The following is a 24322-nucleotide window of genomic DNA, read 5'->3' as shown; positions in this document are numbered from 1 at the left end:
AGTACATGAGGCAATCATTACAGCTGCGCCTTGGCCAGCAATTAACAATGACTCCACAATTGCAGCAAGCGATACGCTTGTTGCAGCTCAGTACTTTGGATCTTCAACAAGAAATTCAAGAAGCACTTGACGCTAACCCACTGTTAGAAATCGAAGAAGAAAACTACGCTGATAACCCAGGCGATAAAAACGACAATGATCGCCTACAAAACGGTGAAGATAAACTCGATACCGAACCCCAAAGTAGCGACCAAATAGAAAGTTCTGACGCGTTAAATAACGATTCCATCAGTGACGAGCTACCGATGGACATGTCTTGGGACGAGTACATTAGCGCTGCCCCCGTCGCATCAGCAGGCCCTATGCCAGACGATGAGTTTGTTTACCAAGGTGAAACCACCGAGACGCTGCACGATTATTTAATGTGGCAACTGCAACTCACCCCATTCAGCCCAGTTGATGAAGCGATTGCGACAGCCATCATCGAAGCGATTGATGACAATGGCCTCCTCACGGTGACAACCGAAGATTTACTCGAGAGTTTGAATCATGAAGAGCAGGACGTAGAAATCGAACTCGATGAAATAGAAGCGGTCCTAAAAAGAATACAACTCTTTGATCCTGTTGGAATTGGTGCGCGTTCACTACAAGAATGCTTATTGATCCAACTCAATCAATTTTCACCTCAAACCCCTTGGCTTAGTGAAACGAAAGAGGTAATTTGTAATTACATTGATTTGCTAGGCAACCGTGACTATCGCACCTTAATGAAAAAGACTAAGCTTAAAGAAGCTCAGTTAAAAGAGGTGATGACATTAATACACAGTTTGAATCCGAAACCTGCCGCGACCATAGTGCGCGAAGAGTCAGAATACGTGATTCCTGATGTATCTGTTAAGAAGGTCAAAGGGCGTTGGCTGGTCGAGTTAAACCCCGACAGCATGCCAAAAATACGGGTTAATGATCACTACGCTTCATTAGGACGTAGCTGTAAATCACAAAGTGACAGCCAATTTATTCGCTCTCACTTACAAGAGGCAAAATGGTTTATAAAGAGCCTGGAACAACGCAACGATACCTTACTAAAAGTAACTAATTGCATTGTTCAACAACAACAGGCATTCTTTGAACATGGCGAAGAAGCGATGAAACCAATGGTCCTCAATGACGTGGCCGAAATGGTTGAGATGCATGAGTCAACAATATCTCGTGTAACAACACAGAAATATATGCATACGCCACGTGGGATTTTTGAGTTGAAGTATTTCTTCTCCAGCCATGTGAACACCGAGAATGGAGGTGAATGCTCATCCACAGCGATTCGAGCATTGATCAAGAAGCTAGTAGCGGCGGAAAACGTTGCCAAGCCATTAAGCGACAGCAAAATAGCCGACATACTCGCAGAGCAAGGAATCAAAGTGGCTCGAAGAACGATTGCAAAATATCGTGAATCGTTAGCCATACCACCGTCAAATCAACGTAAAAGCTTGATATAGACGTTAGACAAGAAGGAAAATGCTTATGCAATTGAATCTTACCGGTCGTCATGTAGAAATCACAGACTCTCTTCGCAACTATGTGAATAGTAAATTTGCAAAACTTGAGCGTCATTTTGACCATATTAACAATGTACATGTCATCCTAGATATAGAGAAACTCACACAAAAAGCAGAAGCAACACTTCATGTAAATGGCGGCGAATTATTTGCCACCGCAGAACACCAAGATATGTATGCGGCGATTGATGGCTTAATTGACAAATTAGATCGCCAAGTAATTAAACATAAAGAGAAATTATCTCGTCATTAAAATGAGCTTAGAACATCTTTTCTCAAAGGACTGCAGCAAAGCTGCGGTCCTTTTTAATAGCAAAAAAAGAATGTTGGAGTACCTAGCACAGGTTGCTCATCAACATGCACCGCATTTAAACGAGCAAACCATTCTCGATGCCCTACTCGCGCGCGAAAAGCTCGGTAGCACAGGCTTTGGGAAAGGCGTCGCAATTCCGCATGGTCGATTAGAAGGTATTGATCAAACGATCGCCATCATAGTCACCAACCGCGAAGCCATTAACTTCGATGCCATAGACAACCGCCCAGTTGATATTTTTGTCGCACTGCTCGTACCAGATAATCAGTGTGATCAACACCTCAAGACCTTGTCACAAATTGCTGATAGACTTAAAGATAAGCAATTATGCAAACAGCTGAGAACAGTGACCACTGATCAGGAGCTTTATCAGCTATTTGTAGCCTGATTTGGTAATAGAACTTTAAAGGGTAATAAAGTGGAATTGATTATCGTCAGTGGGCGTTCTGGTTCGGGAAAATCTGTCGCCTTACGCGTTTTAGAAGACTTGGGCTATTACTGTGTAGATAATATTCCAGTTAACCTCCTGCCAGCGCTTGTCCGCAGTGTATCGGACAGCTATGACAAAATAGCCGTCAGTATCGATGTCCGAAACCTGCCTAAAGAAGAGCAGGAATTCAGTGACATTCTGGCTTACCTCCCTGCATTTTCAAAGCCTTCATTGTTCTATCTCGACAGCGATGAACAAACACTGATTAGACGTTTTTCCGAAACGCGTCGATTACACCCATTGTCGATGCAAAACCTGCCCTTAGATATCGCTATTCGTGAAGAAAAGAAACTGTTGGACGTGTTAATTTCGCACGCTAACTTTATTATCGACACGAGCGAACTTAGCGTTCATCAGTTGGCTGAAATGGTCCGTGAAAAAGTTCTCGGTAAGAAAGACAAACCATTACTCATCACCTTTGAGTCATTCGGCTTTAAATACGGCATCCCAAAAAATGCTGATTACGTATTTGATGCGCGCTTTTTACCTAACCCACACTGGGAACCTGAACTCAAGCCCTTAACAGGCCTAGATCAACCCGTAAAAGATTACCTCTCAAGTGACGGCATAGTGCAAAAGTTTACATGGCAGATTCAAACCTTCGTGCAAACTTGGTTACCGCACCTTGAGCGCAATAACCGCAGCTATCTGACGATTGCGATTGGCTGTACTGGCGGTCAACACCGTTCAGTTTATTTAGCGCAGACATTGGGAGAGCGTTTTATGGACACCTACCCGAATGTCAAAATCCGCCATCGTGAGCAGGAAAAGTAACCGTGACTGAAGCCACCTTCGTTATCCAAAATAAACTCGGTTTGCACGCCCGCGCAGCCTCGCAACTTGCGCAATTAGCGATGAACTTCGACGCTAAAATTACGCTGTATCAGGGTGAAAAAAGCGCCGAAGCAGATAGCGTGCTCGCGCTGTTGCTGCTAGAAAGCGGTAAAGGCAAAGAAGTGCGCGTAGTATGCGAAGGTGTTGATGAAGAAGGTGCACTTGTTGCAATTGGGCAGTTAATTGCTGAGAAATTCCACGAACAAGAATAGCTCTTTGACTGGTGCTCTATTAGGTAAAGCGACCATCTAAAAACTGCGATAGTTTCTTACCTAAAATATAAACATCCCCTATATCTCATTTACCTTTGGTATCTTTGTCTGAGTTAAGGTAAACTTATCAAGCGCTTGTAAGTGCCCGCTTATAAGCAGATTTCTTCCAGTTTTATCTTTAAGGGAAGCCTATGCCAGAAGCCTATGAACAAGAGAATCCGCTCCAACCACTTCAGGAAATTACTGAAGCCCTTAGCAGCGGCCAGTTTGTTCATGTACGCAGGCTTCTCGCAAAAACAGCGCCCAGTGATACGGCGCTACTTTTAGAGTCTTCCCCACACAAAACACGTTTTAAACTATGGTCACTCGTCGATCCTGATGTACAAGGTGACGTTCTCGAAGAACTCTCTGAAGATGTACGTCTGAGTATCATTGCCCGCATGGAACCGGAGCACATTGCTGCGGCGACCGAAGATATGGACGACGATGACCTAGGTGAAGTACTTCGTAGCTTACCTGAACCAGTCTATAAAGACGTAATCGAGGCGATGGACAGCCAAGATCGCGACCGTGCGACGACGGCTTTGTCGTATCAAGAGCGCTCTGCAGGTGCCTTGATGAACACCGATACGGTGACCATTCGTCCTGATGTATCCATTGATGTGGTACTGCGTTATTTGCGTCTCAAAGGTGAATTACCTGAAGGCACGGACGAGCTTTACGTGGTCGATAAAGATAACTGCTTTCTCGGTTCTCTGCCGCTTACATCTTTGTTGACGACTATGCCGGACGCGATTGTTCGCGAAGTGATGGATGATGAGTGTGAGTCGATTCCCATCACCATGGATGAGTCTGAAGTTGCACAACTGTTCGAGCGTCATAACTGGATTTCAGCACCGGTAGTTGATGAACAAGCGCATCTGCTTGGTCGTATCACAATCGATGACATCGTTGATGTTATCCGTGAAGGTGCTGAGCACAGCATGTTAAGTCTTGCTGGTCTAGATGATGAAGAAGATACCTTCGCACCAGTAGTGAAAAGTACCAAGCGTCGCTCAGTGTGGCTCGGTGTTAACTTACTCACGGCTATGCTTGCTGCATTTGTGGCCAGCTTCTTTGAGAGTACCTTGGGTATTCTGCCTTTCCTTGCCGTATTGAATGGTATTGTGCCGTCAATGGGTGGTGTTGCGGGCTCGCAAACCCTGACCCTTGTTATCCGTGGTCTTGCTCTGGGACATATTAACGATACCAACCAGAAATTCATTCTTACCAAAGAGCTCGCTATCGGTGCGCTAAATGGGGTGCTGTGGGCTGTTCTGATAGGCAGTGCCATCGCCTTGTGGAAATGGGACTTAACCATTGGTTTGGTGATCGCCTTCGCCATGTTCATGAACTTACTCGCTGCGGGTATTGCTGGTGCAGTAATACCTCTGATCCTCAAACGCATGAACATCGACCCTGCACTAGCAGGTAACGTAGTGCTGACCACAGTGACGGATATTGTGGGTATCTTCGCTTTCCTCGGCACCGCGACCTGGTTCTTAATTTAGTTTCCTAGCAATGATGCCCATTTTTCGGGCATCTATAACACCTTTAGAGCTCATTATTGCGCAGTTCAGGAATATCGGTCAGGTATTGCACAAACTCCACTTCAAAGCCCGCAGGGTCCAAAAAATACACATTACGACGATAGGGGTTGTCAGCACCTTGTTTGGCAATTTCAAAACCGGCCTGCTGAAGTCGTGTAATGACTTCATCGAGGTTTTGCGTCACATAAGCAAAGTGTGCGAGACCTTGTTGATGGCCTTCGAGGTTGCGGTTTTCGCCCTCGCCATTATCACTAAAAGCGATATAGTGATAGTCATCGCCAAAGTGCAGCCAATTACGCGGCTTCCCAGACCAAGTACCCTGTCCTTTGCTGCGAATATGCCAATGAGGAAATACAGCACGGTAAAAAGTAAGGGCCTTTTCTATATCACTAACAACTAAATTTACATGCTCTAAATACATCAGTCTCTCCTAAATTAATGTTTATCTTTTGACGTTAGGAAGACTTTAAAACCTCAACTTAAGTTTAGGTAAAGCATTTATTACACATAAAAAACGCCCAATTAAGGGCGTTATACGTTTGCAGGTTGAGAGTGAGTAAACAATCACTCTCCCGCAATTTGCATTTGCTCGATTAGCACGGAGCCTGTGAGCACACCGCCACGATGGTCAATATCACCACCAATGCCAGCGATGCCTTTAAACATCTCCTTAAGGTTACCGGCAATGGTAATTTCACTCACTGGGTACTGAATTTCACCATTTTCAACCCAGAATCCAGCGGCGCCGCGGGAATAATCACCGGTCACTGTGTTAACCCCTTGGCCCATTAGCTCTGTCACCAATAAGCCTGTGCCCATTTGCTTGAGTAGTGCATGTAAATCATCATGAGTTTGCTGTACCAGCCAGTTGTGGATGCCACCTGCATGCCCAGTCGGTGTAAGCCCCATCTTACGGGCTGCGTAACTCGCCAATAGATACGTTTTAAGCTCACCCCCGTGAATGATTTCACGATCTATGGTTTTCACCCCTTCCGAGTCAAACGGCGAAGAAGCAAATCCCTTAAGCATGTGTGGGCGCTCACTGATATTGACGATATCACTGAATACTTGGGTATTGATGCTATCAAGTAAGAAGCTCGATTTTCGGTATAATGCGCCGCCACCAATGGCTGACACTAAATGCCCAAACAGCGAACTGGCGATATCAGCGCGAAATACAACAGGCACCTTCATTGTGCCCAGCTTTTGGCTGTTGAGTCGGGCTATGGTCTCACTGGCTGCTTCTAGGCCAACTTCTTTAGCTGCTTTTAGCCCGTTTTGGTCACGAGAAATCGTGTAGGCTGAATCACGCTGCATTTGCTCGCCATCTTGGCCAATAACCATAGTGCTGATGCTATGACGCGTGCGAGGAAAACCTGCCAGCATGCCATGACTGTTACCGTAAACACGCAAGCCTTCATGACTACTAAAACTCGCACCGTCCGAGTTAACAATGCGCTCGTCAAAATTAAGTGCTGCATGTTCAGCTTCTTGGCACAAGGCAATTCCCTCTTCAGGCGTCACCTGCCAAGGGTGGTAAAGGTCTAAATCAGGCGGGTTCATTTCTAACAATTCAGCATCAGCCAAGCCATTGCACGGATCTTCAGAGGTGTATTTGGCAATCTCAATTGCTTTTTCAACCACTGAACGCAATGCGTGGGGGCTTAAGTCTGCAGTCGACGCTGAACCCTTTTTATTACCAACATAAATACTGACACCAAGGCCGCCATCTTGGTTGAATTCAATCGTTTCAACTTCACCCAATCGCGTGCTCACCGATAATCCAGATGTGCTCGACATCGCTGCTTCGGCTGCGGTAGCGCCCAACTTTTTGGCCTGTTCCAACACTTCACTGACGGCGTTTTTCACGTCTTCAATCTGGCTGTAAATGGGTGCCGAGTCTTTTTGTTGCATAGTTCTTTTCGCTCTAAAATCTTATGCCCTAAGCCTAACACAAAGCATCTCACTAATTTAGTGATTCGCTAGCAATAAATCAGCTCACGCTTAGATATTGCTGGAATAAGCAGCCCGCGGCTCAATGTTTTTTTCTGTTTGGTTGCTGGTCATTTTGAACACACAGAGCAACGAGTGTTGCCACTGCGTAATTATATAAACACGAGTTCATACAAATTGGTATAATTACCCCAAAGTGCATTATTCGAGACTAGTATGGCTAAAAAACCGCAACCTGAAGAAGAGATTATTTACGTATCAAAGAGTGAACTAAAGCGCGATGCAATGGAGTTCCATGAACTTGGTATCGAACTCGCTAATCTCTCTAAAAAACAACGTGAAAAACTTCCTCTTAGCCCAGATTTGGAAGCGGCAATGGACTTGGCTGACCGTCTAAAAGACAAGAAAGATGCCTATCGTCGTCATATGAATTACATTGCTAAGACGTTGCGTAGCACTACCAATGTAGAAGAAATCAACAATGCGATGGCGATTATTACTAACAAAAATAATCAAAAAGATGTGATCATTAATCACATTGAGCAAATTCGTGACGAACTGATCGCCAAAGGAGATGGTCGCCTCAATGCTTTACTTGAGGAGTACCCAAACCTAGAGCGTCAGCGTATGCGTCAACTTATTCGCCAAGCGGCGAAAGAAGTGAAAGATGAAAAGCCAGGTAAGTCATTCAAAGAGCTTTTCCAAATTCTAAGAGACTTAATGCTCTAACAATCTGTTTGATTCACGCAAAAAAGGCAGCCTACGCTGCCTTTTTTGGGTTTATCACTTACCACTGACAGTTACTCTTGGTAATACACCATCATTGGAATTGTAGTATCGATCAAGTCCAATTTGCCATCGAAGTCAACATCACTGATAACTATCTCGCGATTAGGGTGACAGTCACTACTGATATCCATCTCTCCGTCTTCATTACCAAGCAAATATAAAGGTTCTTTCGCACAAGCTCCCAAAACCAAATCCTGTATTGAATCACCATCTAAATCGACAAAACTAAGCTGTTGAAAACCTTTAAATTTGGCGACTTCCTTATAGGTTATACCGTTATCGCTTTTAGAAACACGCACAACATGATGTTTATATTCAGCATCATCTCTAACATAAACGCGTAAAAGAGCATCGACTGCTGTGTCCGACCAGTTCATAGATATCGTCTGAAGTACTCTTGCTGATGAGTTTGGATATAACTCACTGAGAAAAGTAGTGTCACTAATGAAATTTTCCACAGAAATATCAGCTTCTAATGCGCCACCTACCGAAGTATTACGTGCTAGGTATATGTGTAGCTGTTCATTATTTTCGACAACAATATCTTTGAGCCCATCTACATTCACATCAGAAATAAGAACAAGCTGACCTTCCAAGCTCGATACTACTTTTATTTCAATTCCAGCAGAATCAATCAGCTGTACTCGATTTTGCTCTGCGTCATCAGCTAAAAACTCGATATTTTCAGCAAAATTGATTGGCTCTAAGGAATTTATACCCTCAAACTGAGTTGTAAGCGTGAGCAGTTGCCTATCACCATACTGATACTGAGTTAGATAGTGCTCTTGATTATCGAGGCGCGATTTTCCTGCTTTTACGCTAGCTATCAAAGCAGAGTCTTTGAACGTAGCTTGATTATTAAAAATACGTACGGCAGCAGACGGGAAGTCAATTACATCTGTATAGATATTACTGAGCAAAGCAACAGGTTCAAACGTACCATCCTCGTTGCCACCAGCAAAAGCAATATCACCATTGCTTAAGCTCATTGTAATATCTTCATAGCCGTCATTATCGAAGTCATTCAAGTTAATGGCCTTCGGCGAAGCACTGGTCGCAATTACACTCGATTCATTGCTAATTGCATCATGCACAATGAACTTCTCAAGTTTGGCGTCATATGATACTAGACCAGCGTGACCATCATTATATTCACTTAGCCACAATGGTTTATTGCCAAAGTCTTTTTTCCCCTGTGCTTGTAACCCCTCTTCCTGATATAAGTACACATCATATTCACCAGCTTCGTACCCATAGACCTTGTCCAGTAAGTCAAGCCAACCATCGCCATTTATGTCAAACCACTCTGAACTCTCCTGACTAAAATCAGGTGCTAACGTCATGAGAACATTCAGTTCACTGTCGAATAAGGTATCATTACCATCTTTGGTAGCAACAATGATTTCAACTTTATCATCATCATTTAAATCCACCATATATATACCCGGAGCGGATCCTACACCATCTCCATAATAATCAAATACCTGGGGATGGTCTCTACCAAATGAATCCACACTCACTGAATCAGGGGTAATTTCCGCTTTAAATAATTCATCACCGAAATAATCTGTTTTAGTTGTATAGAACAATCCTTTCTCACCAGCAATAATCGTGTTCTTAAACTGAATAAACCGACTCGAAGTAATATACACAGTTGCCGAATCTATAAACTCAGGGCTTTTGAAGCCATCGGCTGAGCCCCTAGATAAGAGCAGATTATTGGTCCTTCGTACAACATACGAGTCATTCCATTGCTTAACCCTGTTAGTCCAGATTAAATCCACATAGCCATCGCCATCGTAATCCGCGATATCTATAACTTCATCAAAGTAGCTATCGTGCAATTCACCTTGCTGTTGCTCAAGCACATCAAGCCAGCTACTGTGTGATAACTCCTCTACCGTCCCACTAAGATCACCGTTATCATTGTAAATTGCACCTATCCACTGAGAAGTGGTAATTACAAGGTCTTTAAAGCCATCTCCATTTAGGTCAAAGGGTTTTATGGAGGGTGCAAAGGTGACCAAGCTGCCGTTCATAATGGGCAGCTCACCAAGAAGCGGCTTTAATTCACCTTGATCTATTTGGGTAAGTTGACTTTCTTCAAACAGGTTATCACCAAGATTTTCACGCACAATTAGAGTTCCATGGCCGATAGACACCATGTCTTGCAATGAATCATTATTCACGTCAAACATTATGGTGGAGTTCGCACTCGCTCTATTGGGTAAGTCAAGTGCAAATGGCTGCCCAGTTGAAAAAAGTGTGGGTGATACACCTGTAGGTGGTTCAACAGGCGGTTCTACTGGCGGTTTAACTTCAGTGTCTTCGCTGGAGCTGCCACAAGCATTAAGTACAAGCAGCGCTGCAGCTATATATACATAGTTGCGATTCATAACTATCCTTGTCAATTCATGAAAGATTAGGTGAACGTATACAGAGACACTAACTAGTAGAAGTGCCCCTCATGCTCAGGGTTATTCTTACGAGTCGTTTTTAAACTATCATACACATTAGCCAGTTAAAACACTTCACGTTAAATGTGCTTCGACTCAAGCCGTGCCACCTACGGTAAGTTGATCAATTTTCAGTGATGGTTGACCTACGCCAACGGGGACACTTTGACCGTCTTTACCACACACACCAACCCCCTTATCAAGCTCAAGGTCGTTGCCTACCATGGAGATGTGCTTCATCACTTCAGGACCATTACCGATGAGGGTTGCGCCTTTAATTGGCGAGGTGATTTTACCCTTCTCGATTAGATAGGCTTCTGATGCTGAAAACACGAATTTGCCAGAAGTAATGTCGACCTGACCACCACCAAAGTTAGGGGCATAGATACCTTTTTCCACTGAGGCGATAATATCTTCTTGTGAATGCTCACCTGCCAACATGTAAGTGTTAGTCATACGAGGCATAGGTAAGTGTGCATAAGACTCACGACGACCATTACCCGTCGGCGCAACGCCCATCAATTTCGCATTGTGCTTATCCTGCATATAGCCTTTAAGGATACCGTTTTCGATAAGTACGTTGTAACCTGCTGGCGTACCTTCATCGTCGATATTTAATGAGCCGCGACGATTTGCCATGGTGCCATCATCAACAACGGTACAAAGCTCAGAAGCGACTTGCTGACCAATCTTGCCACTAAACGCAGATGCCCCCTTGCGATTAAAGTCGCCCTCCAAGCCATGACCCACCGCTTCATGCAGCAGTACACCAGGCCAGCCAGCGCCCAGAACAACAGGCATGGTTCCAGCAGGAGCATCAACAGCCTCAAGATTCACTTTTGCCATGCGTACAGCATCTTCAGCAAAGTGCATCCAACGCGGCTTGCCTTCTACCAATTCTTTAAAATAGTTGAAATCTGTACGCGAACCACCACCAGAACCACCTCGTTCTCGGCGATCGCCTTTAACAAGTAATACTGAGCAATTTAATCGCACCAAAGGACGAATGTCCGTAGCAAATGTGCCATCGCTGGCTGCTACAAGGACTTCTTCATAGACCGCAGACATAGAGCTAACAACTTGCTCAGCCTCTGGTGCTAATTGACGAATGTATTGCTCAACTTCACGTAGTAAGGCAACTTTATCAGCATCTTTCATGCTTTGAATTGGCTGCATTGGCTCAAATTGGCGTTTTACGTCCGCCTCACTGAACACTTGAACTTTGCCATCTTGGCCAGCATCCGCGATGCTACGCGCTGCCATTGCAGCATTATTAATTGCTTCTAAGGTAATGGCATCAGAATAGGAGAAACCAGTTTTTTCACCACTGATTGCACGCACACCTACACCACGCTCGATGTTGTAGCTGCCCTCTTTGACTAAGCCATCTTCAAGCACCCAGGATTCGTTGTAACTAGACTGAAAATATAGATCAGCATAGTCAACCTTATGCTGATGCATGTAACTCAAAGCCTTCGCCAGATCATCTCGGTCTAAATTGCTTTGAGTTAAAAGGTTTTGCTCAACTTGGCTCATAAATTTACTTTTCTCGCTTGGCGGTGAGCCTGCATTGGCATGCGCTCACTGCATTGAATTAATTCGTTCATATCTAGGGAGTAGCTAAGCCACCCTTCGCCACCGCTGTGCTCTGCCAATACCTCTCCCCAAGGGGAAATGATAACGCTGTGGCCATATGTTTCTCTGCCATTGTCATGGGCTATGTCTGTATCATTGCGACCATAAAGTCCTGCAGCAATAACAAAGACTTGGCTTTCTATTGCCCGCGCGCGCAATAATGTGTGCCAATGGGCACGACCTGTTGGAACAGTGAATGCACTTGGTACTAACAGCACCTGCGCACCTTGGCGCACTTGCTCCCGATATAACTCACCAAAGCGCATATCATAACACACACTTAGACCAAGCTTAGCAAAGGGTGTGTGCGCAACAACCACCTGCTCACCTCTTTGAGTATGCTTTGATTCGTAATAGCTACCTGTGTTATCCGCGACGGTGACATCAAATAGATGAATCTTATTATACTGAGCGCACTCTCGACCTTTATCATCGAATAAAAATGACGCCGCAAAATAATGGTCTTTGTCTGCAAGTACGGGAATAGTTCCGGCTGCCAGCCAAATTTGCTGCTCTTTGCATAACAGGCCTAATTGACCGCGCCAGTACTGGTGCTCTTCGGCAACCGCTAATGCCTGCTCCGCATATTTAGCGAAACACAACCAACTCTCCGGCAAACATACCAAACAGGGTCTAGCTTCAGGCAATTGCTCGATAAACGCTTTTAAACGAGTAAAATTGAGTCTCGGGTCACTGCTGGCGCAAAATTGCAAGGCATGCACTATCATAATTGCGGCTGCTCCTGCTGATTTTGCTGTTCAGGTAACGGCTGATTTTGTGCAGCTTGTGGGATCACTACTTCACGACTCTTTCTATCCAGTTCAATAACTTGCGGGTCGCTCATTGAGCCACTCACTTTAAAATTAATCTCCGAAATTACGCGTGCGGAGTGAATCACCTTGTCCAATGCCAGCGCGGCAAGGCCGGTAACTGGGTTTACCATCCATGCGACTATCACAGGTAGGCTTGATGTCACCTGAGGTGCCACGGCTAGGTCGTAATTAATCGTTTGTGTATTTAAGTCCGCATAACCTTGAATGGTTAAATCAGCAGGCACACCATCCATTTTGGTGTCTTTGGTATAGGCAATACCACCGGCGATTTGCATTGAGCCTTCCATACTGTTGTAGAAAAAGCCTTTTGCAAACACATCGCGGAAGTCCAATTTTAGCTTTCGTACTAAGGAGTCTAAGCTAAGGAGTGAAAATACCCGTGCGCCACCGTCACTGATCTCACTGAGGTGACCTTCACCTAAATTCCATTTAATTTCCCCTCCAAGAGAGGCGATGTTAAACGCGTATGGTGCACCTTGCCATTGCAGATCAAAATTAACATTGGCTTTTGAGTCCTGTACCGTAGAGGTGATATCGAATTCGTCGAACAAACGGCCGATGTCCTTACTTTTGAATTCACCATTGATTGATGTTAACCCTTCACGCCAATTGCCATCTGCGCGCAAAATGTGCTCATCTTTATCAACCACAATTTCACTTATTTGCAATTCAGAACCGTCACCGATGAAGCGCATGCGCACTTTATCCAGCTGATACTCATTCAAACGACAGTCGCTACAATCAAAGCTCACGCCCGGCAAGCTCGCTAACCAGCTAAGATCCTCACCTTGATCTGCGGGGTTCAACTCTGGGGTGTCTTGTTCTTGCGTTTGTATCACGGCACGCACGTAATCCGCTTGCACCAAAATATCTCTTGCAGGCTGTTGTTTGCGCGTTGGAATATCAACTCGTGCACGTAACTCTTTCGCCGTAAGTTTTAAATCCATCGCCCCTTCAACGGGCGTCAAGGTAAACTCCAACTCATTAAACGGAATTGGGCCGATATCAACACGATTTATTTGCCCAGCGATGCGGTTCAAAGGTGGCATTATCGATGGACCTGCTGACTCACGACTTGCCAGCTCGATGATGTCATTAATAACGGGTTGCCAAGCAATCACGTCCGCTTCGGCTAAGTCTACAGTGACGTCAAAATCTTTTTGGTTCAAACCAAGATTTTTGTCAGCCAAAATCAGGTGAGCGTTACTTAACTTCTTGCTACCGTTATCCAAGATAGCATTGAAATACACGCCACTTTCAAGCTCAGCCATAATCAGGTTAGAAATATCGTCCCCCTGAACCAGTGCCTTAAGGGCTACGGCTTGTTCTGAAGTTTTGTTGTAAGGAGCGGGCAACGAGCTATCAATGCCGAGTAAATCACTGTTCACCTTAGCTTCGTAACTAAACCCATTGTCACCAAATACTAAATCAATCGTTGAGCGAACATCCGTTTGACCCGATAACTGCTCAGCAAACACGCCATTAAGTTGCTTGTGAAGCACACTTACATCGGCCTTCATCGCAAGGTCTATATGAGTGCTGTAGACGCCGTTTTTCTTTTCCCCTTGCAGGTCTATCTGCAATGGCATGCCGTGGAATTTGGCACTCGCCTTGTTAATTTCGATACGATCATTTTCGAAACTTAAACGGCCACGTAAATCACTTAAATCAATCCCAGGTTGAGATATAAAAACAGGATTTCCAGAAAACGCCACATCGCCTTTAGCAAGGACTTGTTTATCTTTGAGGTCAATTTGCAGTTGCAACTGACCATCAATTTCACCTTTTGCTTGAATCACATCAAACACGGTTGCCAACGGCTTAGCTAAAGGCGTGCCAGCGAAAAAGGGTTGTAATTCAGCGGCTTCAACACGCTCATCAATATCAATAAACAAGGTTTTGGCATTGCGCAAATTTTCAAGATAAACATGGACCTTGCTGCCCAGCTCTAGGTTAAGTAACTCACCTTTGCGGCTAAAAATATCCATTCGTTGGTTATCGAAGCTCAGCGTTACACCAATGTTTTCAAGAGTTGGCCATTGTGGTGCAAAGGCAAACTGTGCTTCATCAACTTGTGCTGTTACCAAAAAACGTCCTTGCTGCTCAAGGAAAGGAAACTTCTTAATCGGACCTTGTAGCAAGACCTGCGCAAAGCGCATTTCACCTTGTTTAATCGCGCCATTGAGGTAATTTATTAGATTTTCATGCATGTAAGGAGTTGGAAAATACGCGCCAGCTTTTTGAGCACTGCCACCACTAATCTCGGCATACAGATCCAAGCGCGGTTCTTGCTCTAAGTGCAGCGCAAACTCAGTGACAAGATTCAAATCCTCATTCGCCAATTGCACGTTGTCACTTTCAATCGACCAATATTCACCGTGGTTGTAGAAGTTGATATCCGCGACCAACTCTTGATAAGCAAGCGGTTTGCTAAATGTAGCACCAGTGAGGAGGTGGTTGTCAGATCCCCTTACCGTTAAGATGCCTTTGTCATTGGTGACATTCGCACTGGCACTGAGCTCTTGCGCACCAGGAATACCATGGAAACCTGACCAACCTAAGTGCTCGGCTTCAAACCATACACGCCATTGCTCAGCACTTTGAAAATGGAAATACCCTTGATTAATAAAACCCTGTGGCTCTATAGACACCACATCTTGCAACATTTTTGCTTTTGCTAAACGGGCAAAGGTAGAAACAATCGAAATGTCGAGGTCTTGAACCCATACCTTCTGCTCATCACTAAAAAGGGCATCAAATATCAAAGGTGACCACTGAAATTGCTCATCGCTTAGCTGCAAACCGGAAGTTCGAACCCGCCACCCTTTTGCTTGAGGGTGAATACGCACCATGCCATCTTGCAGTTCTAAATACTCTTTTTGCTTTTGATTCACCCAAGATAATTGGCTTGGCTGCATGGCTAATTGCACGTCAGTTAGGCGCCCATTAGCGAAATGGAACCACGACTCTAAGTTCAAATCAGAATGCAGTTCAGTGAGTTCAGGGCGCACATAATCATGCAACCAACCAGCAATATCGAGCCCTAAGGCCTGTAAGTATAAGTCGCCATAGATGTTTGCTAATTTGTCACCGGTTAATTTTAGGCGTGCCTCTAGGGTGTTTTGCTCAATGCCCGGCAAGCTGACTTGGCCTTCGGCATAATGGCCATCAGCGCGGTTTTCCCACACCAAATTCTCAAGCAAAATTCGGTGTTGGCGATTATCAACACTGATGATGTTGAGCTCACTGTCTTCAATCGCAAAATGCCCAGAAGTGCCGAGGAATAAGCTTTCGATCAAAGCCTGCTGTTGCGAGCCGCTTTCCTGCTGATCATCAGCGAACAGCTGCCGCGCATCGATTTGTGCATCAAAACCTTTTAAGACAAAGTAATTCGAACTCAGTTGGCGATTAAGCAAGGTTTGCCACAAGTTGATATGTAAGCGTGTTTGCTCGACGCTCACACTTACTGGTGCCTGGGCGTTATCGGCAAACCCGACATTATTAACAACCAGTGCAGGGCCGTTGCCTTGCCAGCTAGCGCTAAGTGAGCCAATGGAAATATCTGCTTTTAATTGTTCACCCAGAAACTGTTCAACTTCCAGTCGGTAGTCGTTTGCATAAGGCAAACTGTACTTGAGCAAAGACACAAGCACGGCCAACAGCACCAAAATAATGGCGCTGATTTGCCACACTTTCCTCATGCATAAAAAGCATACCGACTTGATGTTCACTACATCATCACCACATCGAACTGCTCTTGGCTGTAGAGGTTTTCAGTTTGAATAATCACTTGTTTACCAATGAATAATTCCAACTCTGCAAGATTGTGATATTCGTCATTAATCAGGGCTTCGCTCACTGCCGCTGAGGCGTAAACCATAAATTTATCGGCGTCATAGGCGCGATTAACACGCACAATCTCACGGAGAATTTCGTAACACACGGTTTCAACCGTTTTCAAAGAACCACGACCGGCACAAGACGGACAGACGCCACATAGAATATGCTCGAGGCTTTCACGTGTTCTTTTTCGCGTCATTTCAACCAAGCCAAGCGCGGATAAGCCATTGATATTTGCCTTCGCTCTATCCTTTGACAACGCTTGCTCCAAAGAGTGCAATACACGTCGCTTGTGCTCATCGGAAATCATATCGATAAAGTCGATAATGATGATGCCGCCAAGGTTACGCAAACGCAGCTGACGAGCGATCGCACTGGTCGCTTCGATATTGGTATTAAAAATGGTTTCTTCGAGATTACGGTGGCCAACGAACGCGCCCGTGTTGACGTCCACAGTGGTCATCGCTTCAGTTTGGTCGATAATTAAATAGCCGCCTGATTTCAGCTCAACTTTGCGATGTAACGCCTTTTGAATTTCGCTTTCAACGTCGAACAAGTCGAAAATTGGGCGCTCACCTGGGTAATACTCCAACACTTTATTCAAATGTGGTACAAACTCTTCGGTAAACTCAACCAACTCTTGATATGTGAGTTTAGAGTCAACACGAATGCGCTCCATATCTTCACCCACATAATCTCGCAGGGTACGAAATGCGAGTTTTAAATCTTCGTGAAGAATGCTTTCTTTACGAGATTTTTTGCGGCGTTCAACGATTTTCTGCCACAGTTTTTTGAGAAATTCAGCGTCATGTTTTAGCTCGTGCTCAGTAGCCCCTTCAGCCGCTGTACGCACAATAAAACCACCGTTTTCGTCATTGTATTGCGCGACGATGTCTTTTAAACGCTGACGTTCTTCTTCGCTTTCAATGCGCTGACTAACACCCACGTGCGTCGCATCTGGCATAAACACAAGGTAGCGAGATGGGATGGTAATATCTGTGGTTAAGCGCGCCCCTTTTGTGCCAATTGGGTCTTTGACCACTTGCACCATGATGTGCTGACCTTGACGAACTAACTCGCGAATATCTTGTACTTTCTTTACCGGTTGCTCATCAACGCCCTCTTCAAACGAAGCGCTGTTTACAATATCCGACGCGTGCAAGAAAGCGGCTTTATCAAGACCGATATCAACAAATGCGGCCTGCATGCCAGGTAGTACCCGACTCACCTTGCCAAGATAGATGTTGCCAACAATACCAAGGTTGCCAATTCGCTCTACCTGTATCTCTTGCAGTACCCCATTTTCGATCAGTGCAACGCGACTTTCACTCGGCGTAACGTTGATAAGTAATTCAGAACTCATACTAAAATTCGGCTATTAATTTTTGTGTCTCATACAAAGGTAACCCCATCACCGCAAAATAGCTACCGCTAAGGTGGGTTACAAAAGCCCCCGCTCGCCCTTGAATGCCATAGCCTCCAGCTTTGTCATGAGGTTCGCCACTGTGCCAATAGGATTCAATTTCTGCATCTGTTAGCGCTTTAAAGGTTACTTCTGTGGATACGACGAGACTATCGGTTTTAGCCGTAGAAGCCAGTGCAACAGCAGTTAGCACCTCATGAGTTCGCCCACTTAGGAGTTTCATCATGCCTTGGAAATCGCTGAAATCAGCAGGTTTTCCCATTATGGTACCATCACAAACCACTACGGTATCACTGCCGAGTACGGGCTTATCATGATAACCAAGAGCCACACCGGATTCAGCCTTGAGCCTAGCTAGGCGCTCAACAAGGTGATAGGCGCTTTCATTAATGAGCGGCGTTTCATCTGCATCCACAGAAAATTGTTCAAATTTAACGCCAAGTTGTGACAGGAGCTCTCGCCTGCGTGGCGATTGCGAAGCCAGATAAATGTCGGGCATGATTAACGGATCCGGAAATGACGACGGTACTTACGCAGTAATAGAAATAGCCAAGGCCAACAAATTGCACCTGTGAGCACAGGCCATAGATATTGCGGTGAGAAGTACACATCAAGTAAAAAGTGATGTAACCAGAACTGCAACAGGTGATGAAGCGCCAAAAACACAGCTGATAATAAGGCTTGTTGCCAAATTGAGAAGTTTCTGAGCTTTTGATAATTACTGGCAGTGATGTAAATGGTGATCGCGTAGGTCAACGAGTGCACGCCCAAAGGCGAGCCGGTAGCCAAGTCGATGACTAAACCTGTAACCCAAGCCGCGCCGATATTGACTCGGTGCGGCAGAGCAAGCGACCAATACATGAGTACCAGCAGCACCCAATCAGGTCGGAAGGCTTCAAACGAGATAGGCAATGGCATAAGGGCCATTACGAGAGCACAGAAGATGCTCAAAATAATCAGAGCATAGCGCCTACTCATCTATTTTTACCTCTTTGCTTGTCACTGGGTCGGTAAGTACCACCAACAAGCGAATACGATCTAGCTGCGCCACTGGCTGCGCATAAATTTGTGCGAAAGGTCGTCCTTCATCACGGTTAATTTCCGTCACTACGGCAACGGGATACCCTTCAGGGAAGCGCTCACCTAAGCCGGAGCTCAGCAACACATCACCAATACGAATATCCAAACTATGCGGCACGTGAGAGAGTTTCACGCGAGATACTTTACCGATGCCCTCGACCACAGTGCGCACGTCATTACGCAATACCCGCACAGGTGTCGCATGGGTGGTGTCGGTGATTAGTAACACACGGCTGGTGTTAGCGCCTACTTGCACAACTTGACCCACCACACCCAATTCATCAATAACCGCAAGACCTTCACGCAGACCATCGGACGTGCCCTTGTTGATCACCACCTGGTGACTGTATGGGCTTGAATGCACTGACATAACCTGGGCAACAAGCTTGTTCTTTTGCTCGCGTGGATTTGAACCCAGTAAGGCACGGAGCTTTTCGTTTTCTCTTTTTAAGAATTGCAGTTGCTGTAACTGTTCGCTTTGCAGGAGTTGCTTGTTCTTTAATGATTCATTCTCTTGCAGCAATTGCTCTCGAGAGGTTAAATTTTTGGCGCTGGTTGAAATCAACTCGTAAGGAAGGTTTGCCAAATACAGCAAAGGGCTGACTAGCGTATTCAGGGAAGTACGAACGGCGGTTCCACCACTGGTATAGCGGTCACCTAAAATGAGAACAACACTAAGGACAACTGCGATGGTTAATCGCAGTTGCATTGAAATAGTGCGACCAAATAATAAATTCATTAGTCGTAGCTAAATACATCACCACCGTGCATATCGATCATCTCTAGTGCTTTACCGCCACCGCGGGCTACACAAGTAAGAGGATCATCAGCTACCACAACTGGAATACCCGTTTCTTCCATTAACAAACGGTCTAAGTCTTTAAGTAATGCGCCACCGCCAGTCAATACCATACCGTGCGCAGAAATATCTGACGCCAATTCTGGTGGTGATTGCTCAAGTGCTACCATAACCGCACTCACGATACCCATTAACGGTTCTTGTAACGCTTCTAGAATTTCATGTGAGTTCAATGTGAATGAGCGTGGTACACCTTCAGCAAGGTTACGACCGCGCACTTCAATCTCTTTCACTTCATCAGTTTTAAATGCTGAACCGATTTCATGTTTGATTTGCTCTGCGGTAGCTTCACCAATCAAGCTACCGAAGTTGCGGCGCACGTAGTTGATGATTGCTTCATCAAACTTGTCACCACCGATGCGAACAGATGATGAATACACCACACCATTTAGGGAGATAATCGCAACTTCTGTAGTACCACCACCGATATCAACAACCATAGAACCTGTTGCTTCAGATACAGGTAAACCAGCACCGATTGCAGCAGCCATTGGCTCTTCGATTAGATACACTTCACGCGCGCCAGCCCCCATTGCTGATTCGCGAATAGCACGTTTCTCAACTTGTGTAGCGCCACAAGGCACACAAATAAGTACGCGTGGGCTTGGACGTAAGAAGTTATTGTTGTGCACTTGCTTAATGAAGTGCTGAAGCATTTTTTCGGTCACGTAAAAGTCAGCAATAACACCATCTTTCATTGGGCGAATCGCCTTGATGTTACCCGGTGTACGGCCCAACATTTGCTTTGCTTCGGTACCGACCGATGCTACGCTCTTAGGTCCACCAGCGCGCTCTTGACGAATAGCCACAACTGAAGGCTCGTTAAGAACAATACCTTCTTCTTTTACATAGATTAGGGTGTTAGCTGTACCCAGGTCGATCGATAGATCGTTGGAGAAAAGACCACGGAGTTTCTTGAACATGGGACTGGTTGACCTTTGAAAATTCTTATTATCTGAAAGCTTGACACACTTTACCAATGCATCTCGTATCCGGCAACATAAAGCTTACATTGGCTAATAAAAAACAGCATGTTAAACGGTAATCGGTTTCAGATATCAATAAACTTGATTGTAATAACGCAATCGCACCAAAAATATCGACTATCTATGGGCACAATGCGAGGGCGACATTATCCAACTAAGCGCTTAACTGCGGCTGACTGAAATTGCATCAATCGTTACCAGTCTCTCGCCAGTAGATAATTCTGTCATTGCCGCGATAACTGCCAAATCTCAACACTGCAGTAGGGTCATTATCGGCTTTGCCATCACCATCCCAATCCCATAAGAGCCAGTCGCTTGCAGGGTAGCTAAGCTGGTAGTCTCCTGTTTTTCGTTGGGAATCTGCGAACATACCTTCGCCAACATCATAGCCCCCCAAGACCAGGGTACCCGACCCAGTGAGCTGCAATTGAGCACTGCTGTCACTAAGCTGTGTTGCAGCGTAAGAGGTGCAAGCATCTGCAGTATTGAGTGCCCACCCCGTTCCTTGCCAATATTGAGTTTGCATAGGTACTTGCAACGGCTCAAATTCACTGCCAAAGCTGTTTTCCAAGCGCATACGTCCAAACCGTACATCGAGCATGCCAGCTAAGGCTTTAGCAGTACAGGTTGTGCAACTTGTTGTCGAAGCCGCATCCATATCAGCGCTTTGCCACATACGGCTATCAATCTCTGTCGATATCGATACGCCGACTTGGAGTTCGGAATAAGGGCCATCCAATTGAGTGTCTAACTGCGCATCCACAAGACGGGAAAATTTTGCCGTATTGGTATCCACCACATAAACGCCCTCGACCCAGGAACCGAGTTCAGCTGTGAAACGAGAACCCAAACTGGCTGTTAAATTGTCGCTGGCAAGGTTACGTGCTACATAGGCAAACTCAGCAGTGCCTTGATAGTTAGCACCATAGTTCTTCAGCACCCGTCCTTGCGCACCCACTGCGTTCGCTGTCCAAGCAACGGAAAGCTTTGGGTCATCCATATAGCTAAACGCACTGCACGAGTCGAGTACTGCGCTAGACGCAAGCTTAAAATCATTGGGATAGAAGCGACCAATGTTGTCACTCACTGGCGTATCACCGGAAAAGGTCTGCCCTAAATAACTGTCATTTTCTATTGATGCAGAGAGTTTTATTGTTCCAGCCTCTCGCCATACGACGGTGTCGCTTTGTTGCACTCCTAAAGTGGCTGAAGGTGCAAAAGTGCCACTCGATAACAGTGCCGCACTGCCCAAATTAGGGATGGGATAAACGGCGGAATCAAATGCTACCACTGCTTTTTGCGCGGGTGTCTCAAGTCCAAAGTTAGGTGTCAGTGCACCTGAGTAGTTAACGCTCCGCACTTGCACGGTAAAAGGCTCTTCCGCCGCAATAAAGCCATCGCCGCTGTTGGTGGTTTGTGGATTTGCATTGCCATTTGCGTCCGTCACATCGCCAACAATCATGGCATAAGGCTGGCTCACGACAACATCACTACTGCCACTGAGGGCAAATGCGGGCTCCTCTAAAGTTGCAGCCACATTCATAAAGGCATGCAATTGGATGGCGCCAACATCGGTGTAATTAAAGGCCAACGCTGCACTGCCATTGACGTCGAAAATCACAGGAATATTGGTACCATTGCCTGTTTGTCCGCGTGTATTTTTGGTAATGCTGATGTCATTTATACTGGCCTGTTGGCCACTTTGACAGCTGCCTGGGTTCTCGCAAGACAGAGCAATTGCCACTTGCTGTGGTCCTTGCACACGCGCTTTACACAACCCTAATTGATCACCTGCTTCAATGGCTTTCAAAGTAATATTTTGTGCCAATCCAGAGCGCATAGACGACCATGCAGAAATCCCATCCGCAGCAAAAAATGCTAAGCCAACATCGACAAAATTAACCTCACAATTGGATGCCGAGCCACCGGCAAAACATTGAGTCTGATTTGCTGCTGGTATAGATGACTGCAATACACTAATCGTCGAGGTTCCGCCTAACGGATTTTCCAGTACCGCTAGACCGGTACCACTGTTGAGCGACACTGTATTGGAATTAAGATAACTACCCGCGGTCGCGCCAAGCGTAACAGAAAGCGGATCCGTAAATAACAAGGAACAATCAGCATTGGCACAGGCTTGCACCGTCACCTCTGAACTTAAACAACGCACCGTTTCAGTGCTGTGAATCAAGCGGAAGTGATCGACAGGTATGAAACACCCATCACTGCGACTCGCACCATCCCAATTCAACCCTCTAATTTGGTTATTGTATATTTGCGCAATCTCTGCGCTCGACAGGTCCCCTTCAAATACCAGTACTTCATCGATAACACCGTCAAACTCATCCGTAAAGCCTGAAGCGAGTCGCCACCACACACCTAATGCAGCGCGATTAACATTTAAAGAGCCTTGCGGAACTGTGGTGCAGGTTGCGGCATTGTTATTAATGATTAAACACGCCTGTTGTCCCTTTCTTGTTAAGGCAATGTGGTTCCAAGCTCTGAGGTTAACCGTTGGTGTCGGACTAAAGGCGTTATAGTAGCCCCCTTTAATACCAAATCCGACAACCCCTTTTGAATTCACATAAAGCTCTAATTCTGTGTCTGTCGTATCGTTACCTAAAGAGATAAGGTCGCTAAATTCCGCGGGGCGATCAATATAAAACCAACCTGAAATCGTAAAGTCAGACAGCCGGTTAAACAATGCACTGGGCAATTCGATATAGTCAGTGCCGTTGGTTCTCAAACCCACAGCTTTGTTAACAATACCTGTTTCTTGACTCAGCAAGTAACCCTGAGCTGGAAATCGGCTGGTGAGGTCAATAATCACATCATCTGTGATATCGTTGCATACGTCCATTGGGTAATGCGCTCGCAACTCAACGACATCCTCGTTCGAACATAAACCAGGAAGCTCTAGATTCCCTGCCGCATCAGGGTCAAAAGTGACTTCGGTATTGGAGCCCACATCAATCGGCCCATTCGCCGCTAACCCACCGACTACTGTATTCACGGCATTAATATCAATAGAGCCCCCAGCAAAAAGCAAACCATTGATCACCGCAAGGTTGTTAACTTCAATATTATTGCGCACGACAATTGTAAGCTGAGTGGCATCTCCCGTAGGGTTTAAGTCGAGTTTATTATTAACAATAAATGATCCATTGACGTAGATGGTTACTCTTGCTCCGGGAGCAATGAATAAATTGTAATTATTGTTATAAGTTAAGTTTGTGAAGTAATAATCACCGCCACTGAGGGTAGTGCCTGACGGCGGCCAAGGATTATCCTGCCAAGGGAAAGCGTCCAAATCTTCTTGGGCGATCCCGCTGCCTGTATCCGCTAAGTTATCATTAATGGGCCCCGTAAAAATGCTGTCACATCGCGCTGTAGCCCACACTTGAGGTGCCACCATCATCAGTAGCAACAGCATGAACAACAGACCTATACGAACAGCCGCTTTCAACATATCCT

19 protein-coding genes are annotated in these 24322 nt (G+C 45.5%); 7 read left to right on the top strand and 12 right to left on the bottom strand.

Annotated elements, in window-relative coordinates:
• Positions 1 to 5: 5 nt before the first annotated feature.
• The 6 genes from V1358_RS11020 (at position 6) to mgtE (ending at position 4955) form a co-directional block, all read left to right on the top strand.
• The gene (locus tag V1358_RS11020) at positions 6 to 1496 is read left to right on the top strand and encodes an RNA polymerase factor sigma-54 (protein WP_347391230.1); all 1491 of its coding nucleotides are present in this window, start codon (positions 6 to 8) and stop codon (positions 1494 to 1496) included.
• Between the two features lie 25 nt (positions 1497 to 1521).
• Complete coding sequence (gene hpf / locus V1358_RS11015; protein ID WP_022945550.1) at positions 1522 to 1809, top strand: ribosome hibernation promoting factor; 288 nt, start codon at positions 1522 to 1524, stop codon at positions 1807 to 1809.
• 1 nt (position 1810) lies between these two features.
• On the top strand, positions 1811 to 2257 hold the full coding sequence (gene ptsN, locus V1358_RS11010; protein WP_347391231.1) for a PTS IIA-like nitrogen regulatory protein PtsN: 447 nt from the start codon (positions 1811 to 1813) through the stop codon (positions 2255 to 2257).
• Positions 2258 to 2287: 30 nt separating this feature from the next.
• Positions 2288 to 3133, top strand: coding sequence for an RNase adapter RapZ (gene rapZ, locus V1358_RS11005; RefSeq protein WP_347393576.1), 846 nt, complete (start codon positions 2288 to 2290; stop codon positions 3131 to 3133).
• A gap of 2 nt (positions 3134 to 3135) precedes the next feature.
• Complete coding sequence (locus V1358_RS11000) at positions 3136 to 3405, top strand: HPr family phosphocarrier protein (protein WP_347391233.1); 270 nt, start codon at positions 3136 to 3138, stop codon at positions 3403 to 3405.
• A gap of 191 nt (positions 3406 to 3596) precedes the next feature.
• Positions 3597 to 4955 carry a magnesium transporter gene (gene mgtE / locus V1358_RS10995; RefSeq protein WP_347393575.1) on the top strand — a complete coding sequence of 453 codons (1359 nt, stop codon included), beginning with the start codon at positions 3597 to 3599 and terminating at the stop codon, positions 4953 to 4955.
• A 43-nt stretch (positions 4956 to 4998) separates the two neighbouring features.
• Here the strand turns inward: mgtE and V1358_RS10990 are convergent, their stop codons facing one another.
• On the bottom strand, positions 4999 to 5415 hold the full coding sequence (locus tag V1358_RS10990; protein WP_347393574.1) for a VOC family protein: 417 nt from the start codon (positions 5413 to 5415) through the stop codon (positions 4999 to 5001).
• Positions 5416 to 5558: 143 nt separating this feature from the next.
• Complete coding sequence (pmbA, locus tag V1358_RS10985) at positions 5559 to 6908, bottom strand: metalloprotease PmbA (protein ID WP_347393573.1); 1350 nt, start codon at positions 6906 to 6908, stop codon at positions 5559 to 5561.
• 255 nt (positions 6909 to 7163) lie between these two features.
• On the opposite strand from pmbA, the gene yjgA reads away from it, so the two are divergent.
• The gene (yjgA, locus tag V1358_RS10980; protein WP_347391237.1) at positions 7164 to 7676 is read left to right on the top strand and encodes a ribosome biogenesis factor YjgA; all 513 of its coding nucleotides are present in this window, start codon (positions 7164 to 7166) and stop codon (positions 7674 to 7676) included.
• Positions 7677 to 7747: 71 nt separating this feature from the next.
• On the opposite strand, the gene V1358_RS10975 is transcribed toward yjgA, so the two are convergent.
• From V1358_RS10975 to V1358_RS10930, 10 genes are all read right to left on the bottom strand, one after another.
• Positions 7748 to 10132 (bottom strand): FG-GAP repeat domain-containing protein, encoded by a 2385-nt coding sequence (locus V1358_RS10975; protein WP_347393572.1) that lies wholly within the window; start codon positions 10130 to 10132, stop codon positions 7748 to 7750.
• 156 nt (positions 10133 to 10288) lie between these two features.
• Positions 10289 to 11728 carry a metalloprotease TldD gene (gene tldD / locus V1358_RS10970; RefSeq protein ID WP_347391238.1) on the bottom strand — a complete coding sequence of 480 codons (1440 nt, stop codon included), beginning with the start codon at positions 11726 to 11728 and terminating at the stop codon, positions 10289 to 10291.
• Entirely contained in the window at positions 11725 to 12555 is an 831-nt protein-coding gene (locus V1358_RS10965) for a carbon-nitrogen hydrolase family protein (protein WP_347391239.1), read from the bottom strand. The genes tldD and V1358_RS10965 overlap by 4 nt, the downstream gene beginning before the upstream one ends.
• The gene (locus tag V1358_RS10960) at positions 12552 to 16361 is read right to left on the bottom strand and encodes a YhdP family protein (RefSeq protein WP_347393571.1); all 3810 of its coding nucleotides are present in this window, start codon (positions 16359 to 16361) and stop codon (positions 12552 to 12554) included. Before V1358_RS10960 ends, V1358_RS10965 begins: the two co-directional genes overlap by 4 nt.
• Before the next feature lie 29 nt (positions 16362 to 16390).
• Positions 16391 to 17863 (bottom strand): ribonuclease G, encoded by a 1473-nt coding sequence (gene rng, locus V1358_RS10955; protein ID WP_347391241.1) that lies wholly within the window; start codon positions 17861 to 17863, stop codon positions 16391 to 16393.
• 1 nt (position 17864) lies between these two features.
• Positions 17865 to 18425, bottom strand: a complete 561-nt coding sequence (locus V1358_RS10950; RefSeq protein WP_347391386.1) for a Maf family protein — start codon at positions 18423 to 18425, stop codon at positions 17865 to 17867.
• Entirely contained in the window at positions 18425 to 18901 is a 477-nt protein-coding gene (gene mreD, locus V1358_RS10945; RefSeq protein WP_347391242.1) for a rod shape-determining protein MreD, read from the bottom strand. Before mreD ends, V1358_RS10950 begins: the two co-directional genes overlap by 1 nt.
• Positions 18894 to 19742: a rod shape-determining protein MreC gene (gene mreC / locus V1358_RS10940; RefSeq protein WP_347391243.1), complete on the bottom strand. Its 849-nt coding sequence runs from the start codon at positions 19740 to 19742 to the stop codon at positions 18894 to 18896. Before mreC ends, mreD begins: the two co-directional genes overlap by 8 nt.
• Positions 19742 to 20785, bottom strand: a complete 1044-nt coding sequence (locus V1358_RS10935) for a rod shape-determining protein (protein WP_105253626.1) — start codon at positions 20783 to 20785, stop codon at positions 19742 to 19744. The genes mreC and V1358_RS10935 overlap by 1 nt, the downstream gene beginning before the upstream one ends.
• A gap of 250 nt (positions 20786 to 21035) precedes the next feature.
• Entirely contained in the window at positions 21036 to 24317 is a 3282-nt protein-coding gene (locus V1358_RS10930) for a DUF6701 domain-containing protein (protein WP_347393570.1), read from the bottom strand.
• Between the last annotated feature and the right edge of the window lie 5 nt (positions 24318 to 24322).

Origin of the sequence: Pseudoalteromonas pernae (assembly GCF_039831865.1) — a bacterium.
GTDB lineage: Bacteria > Pseudomonadota > Gammaproteobacteria > Enterobacterales > Alteromonadaceae > Pseudoalteromonas > Pseudoalteromonas pernae.
This window is presented reverse-complemented; position numbering and strand designations above follow the sequence as displayed.

Coding starts and splice junctions, on each gene's coding strand:
- tldD (WP_347391238.1), bottom strand. CDS start 11,728: ATGAGCCAAGTTGAGCAAAACCTTTTAACTCAAAGCAATTTAGACCGA.
- rng (WP_347391241.1), bottom strand. CDS start 17,863: ATGAGTTCTGAATTACTTATCAACGTTACGCCGAGTGAAAGTCGCGTT.
- mreC (WP_347391243.1), bottom strand. CDS start 19,742: ATGAATTTATTATTTGGTCGCACTATTTCAATGCAACTGCGATTAACC.
- hpf (WP_022945550.1), top strand. CDS start 1,522: ATGCAATTGAATCTTACCGGTCGTCATGTAGAAATCACAGACTCTCTT.
- V1358_RS10975 (WP_347393572.1), bottom strand. CDS start 10,132: ATGAATCGCAACTATGTATATATAGCTGCAGCGCTGCTTGTACTTAAT.
- mgtE (WP_347393575.1), top strand. CDS start 3,597: ATGCCAGAAGCCTATGAACAAGAGAATCCGCTCCAACCACTTCAGGAA.
- V1358_RS10960 (WP_347393571.1), bottom strand. CDS start 16,361: ATGAGGAAAGTGTGGCAAATCAGCGCCATTATTTTGGTGCTGTTGGCC.
- yjgA (WP_347391237.1), top strand. CDS start 7,164: ATGGCTAAAAAACCGCAACCTGAAGAAGAGATTATTTACGTATCAAAG.
- V1358_RS10965 (WP_347391239.1), bottom strand. CDS start 12,555: ATGATAGTGCATGCCTTGCAATTTTGCGCCAGCAGTGACCCGAGACTC.
- mreD (WP_347391242.1), bottom strand. CDS start 18,901: ATGAGTAGGCGCTATGCTCTGATTATTTTGAGCATCTTCTGTGCTCTC.
- V1358_RS10990 (WP_347393574.1), bottom strand. CDS start 5,415: ATGTATTTAGAGCATGTAAATTTAGTTGTTAGTGATATAGAAAAGGCC.
- pmbA (WP_347393573.1), bottom strand. CDS start 6,908: ATGCAACAAAAAGACTCGGCACCCATTTACAGCCAGATTGAAGACGTG.
- V1358_RS10935 (WP_105253626.1), bottom strand. CDS start 20,785: ATGTTCAAGAAACTCCGTGGTCTTTTCTCCAACGATCTATCGATCGAC.
- V1358_RS10930 (WP_347393570.1), bottom strand. CDS start 24,317: ATGTTGAAAGCGGCTGTTCGTATAGGTCTGTTGTTCATGCTGTTGCTA.
- V1358_RS11020 (WP_347391230.1), top strand. CDS start 6: ATGAGGCAATCATTACAGCTGCGCCTTGGCCAGCAATTAACAATGACT.
- ptsN (WP_347391231.1), top strand. CDS start 1,811: ATGAGCTTAGAACATCTTTTCTCAAAGGACTGCAGCAAAGCTGCGGTC.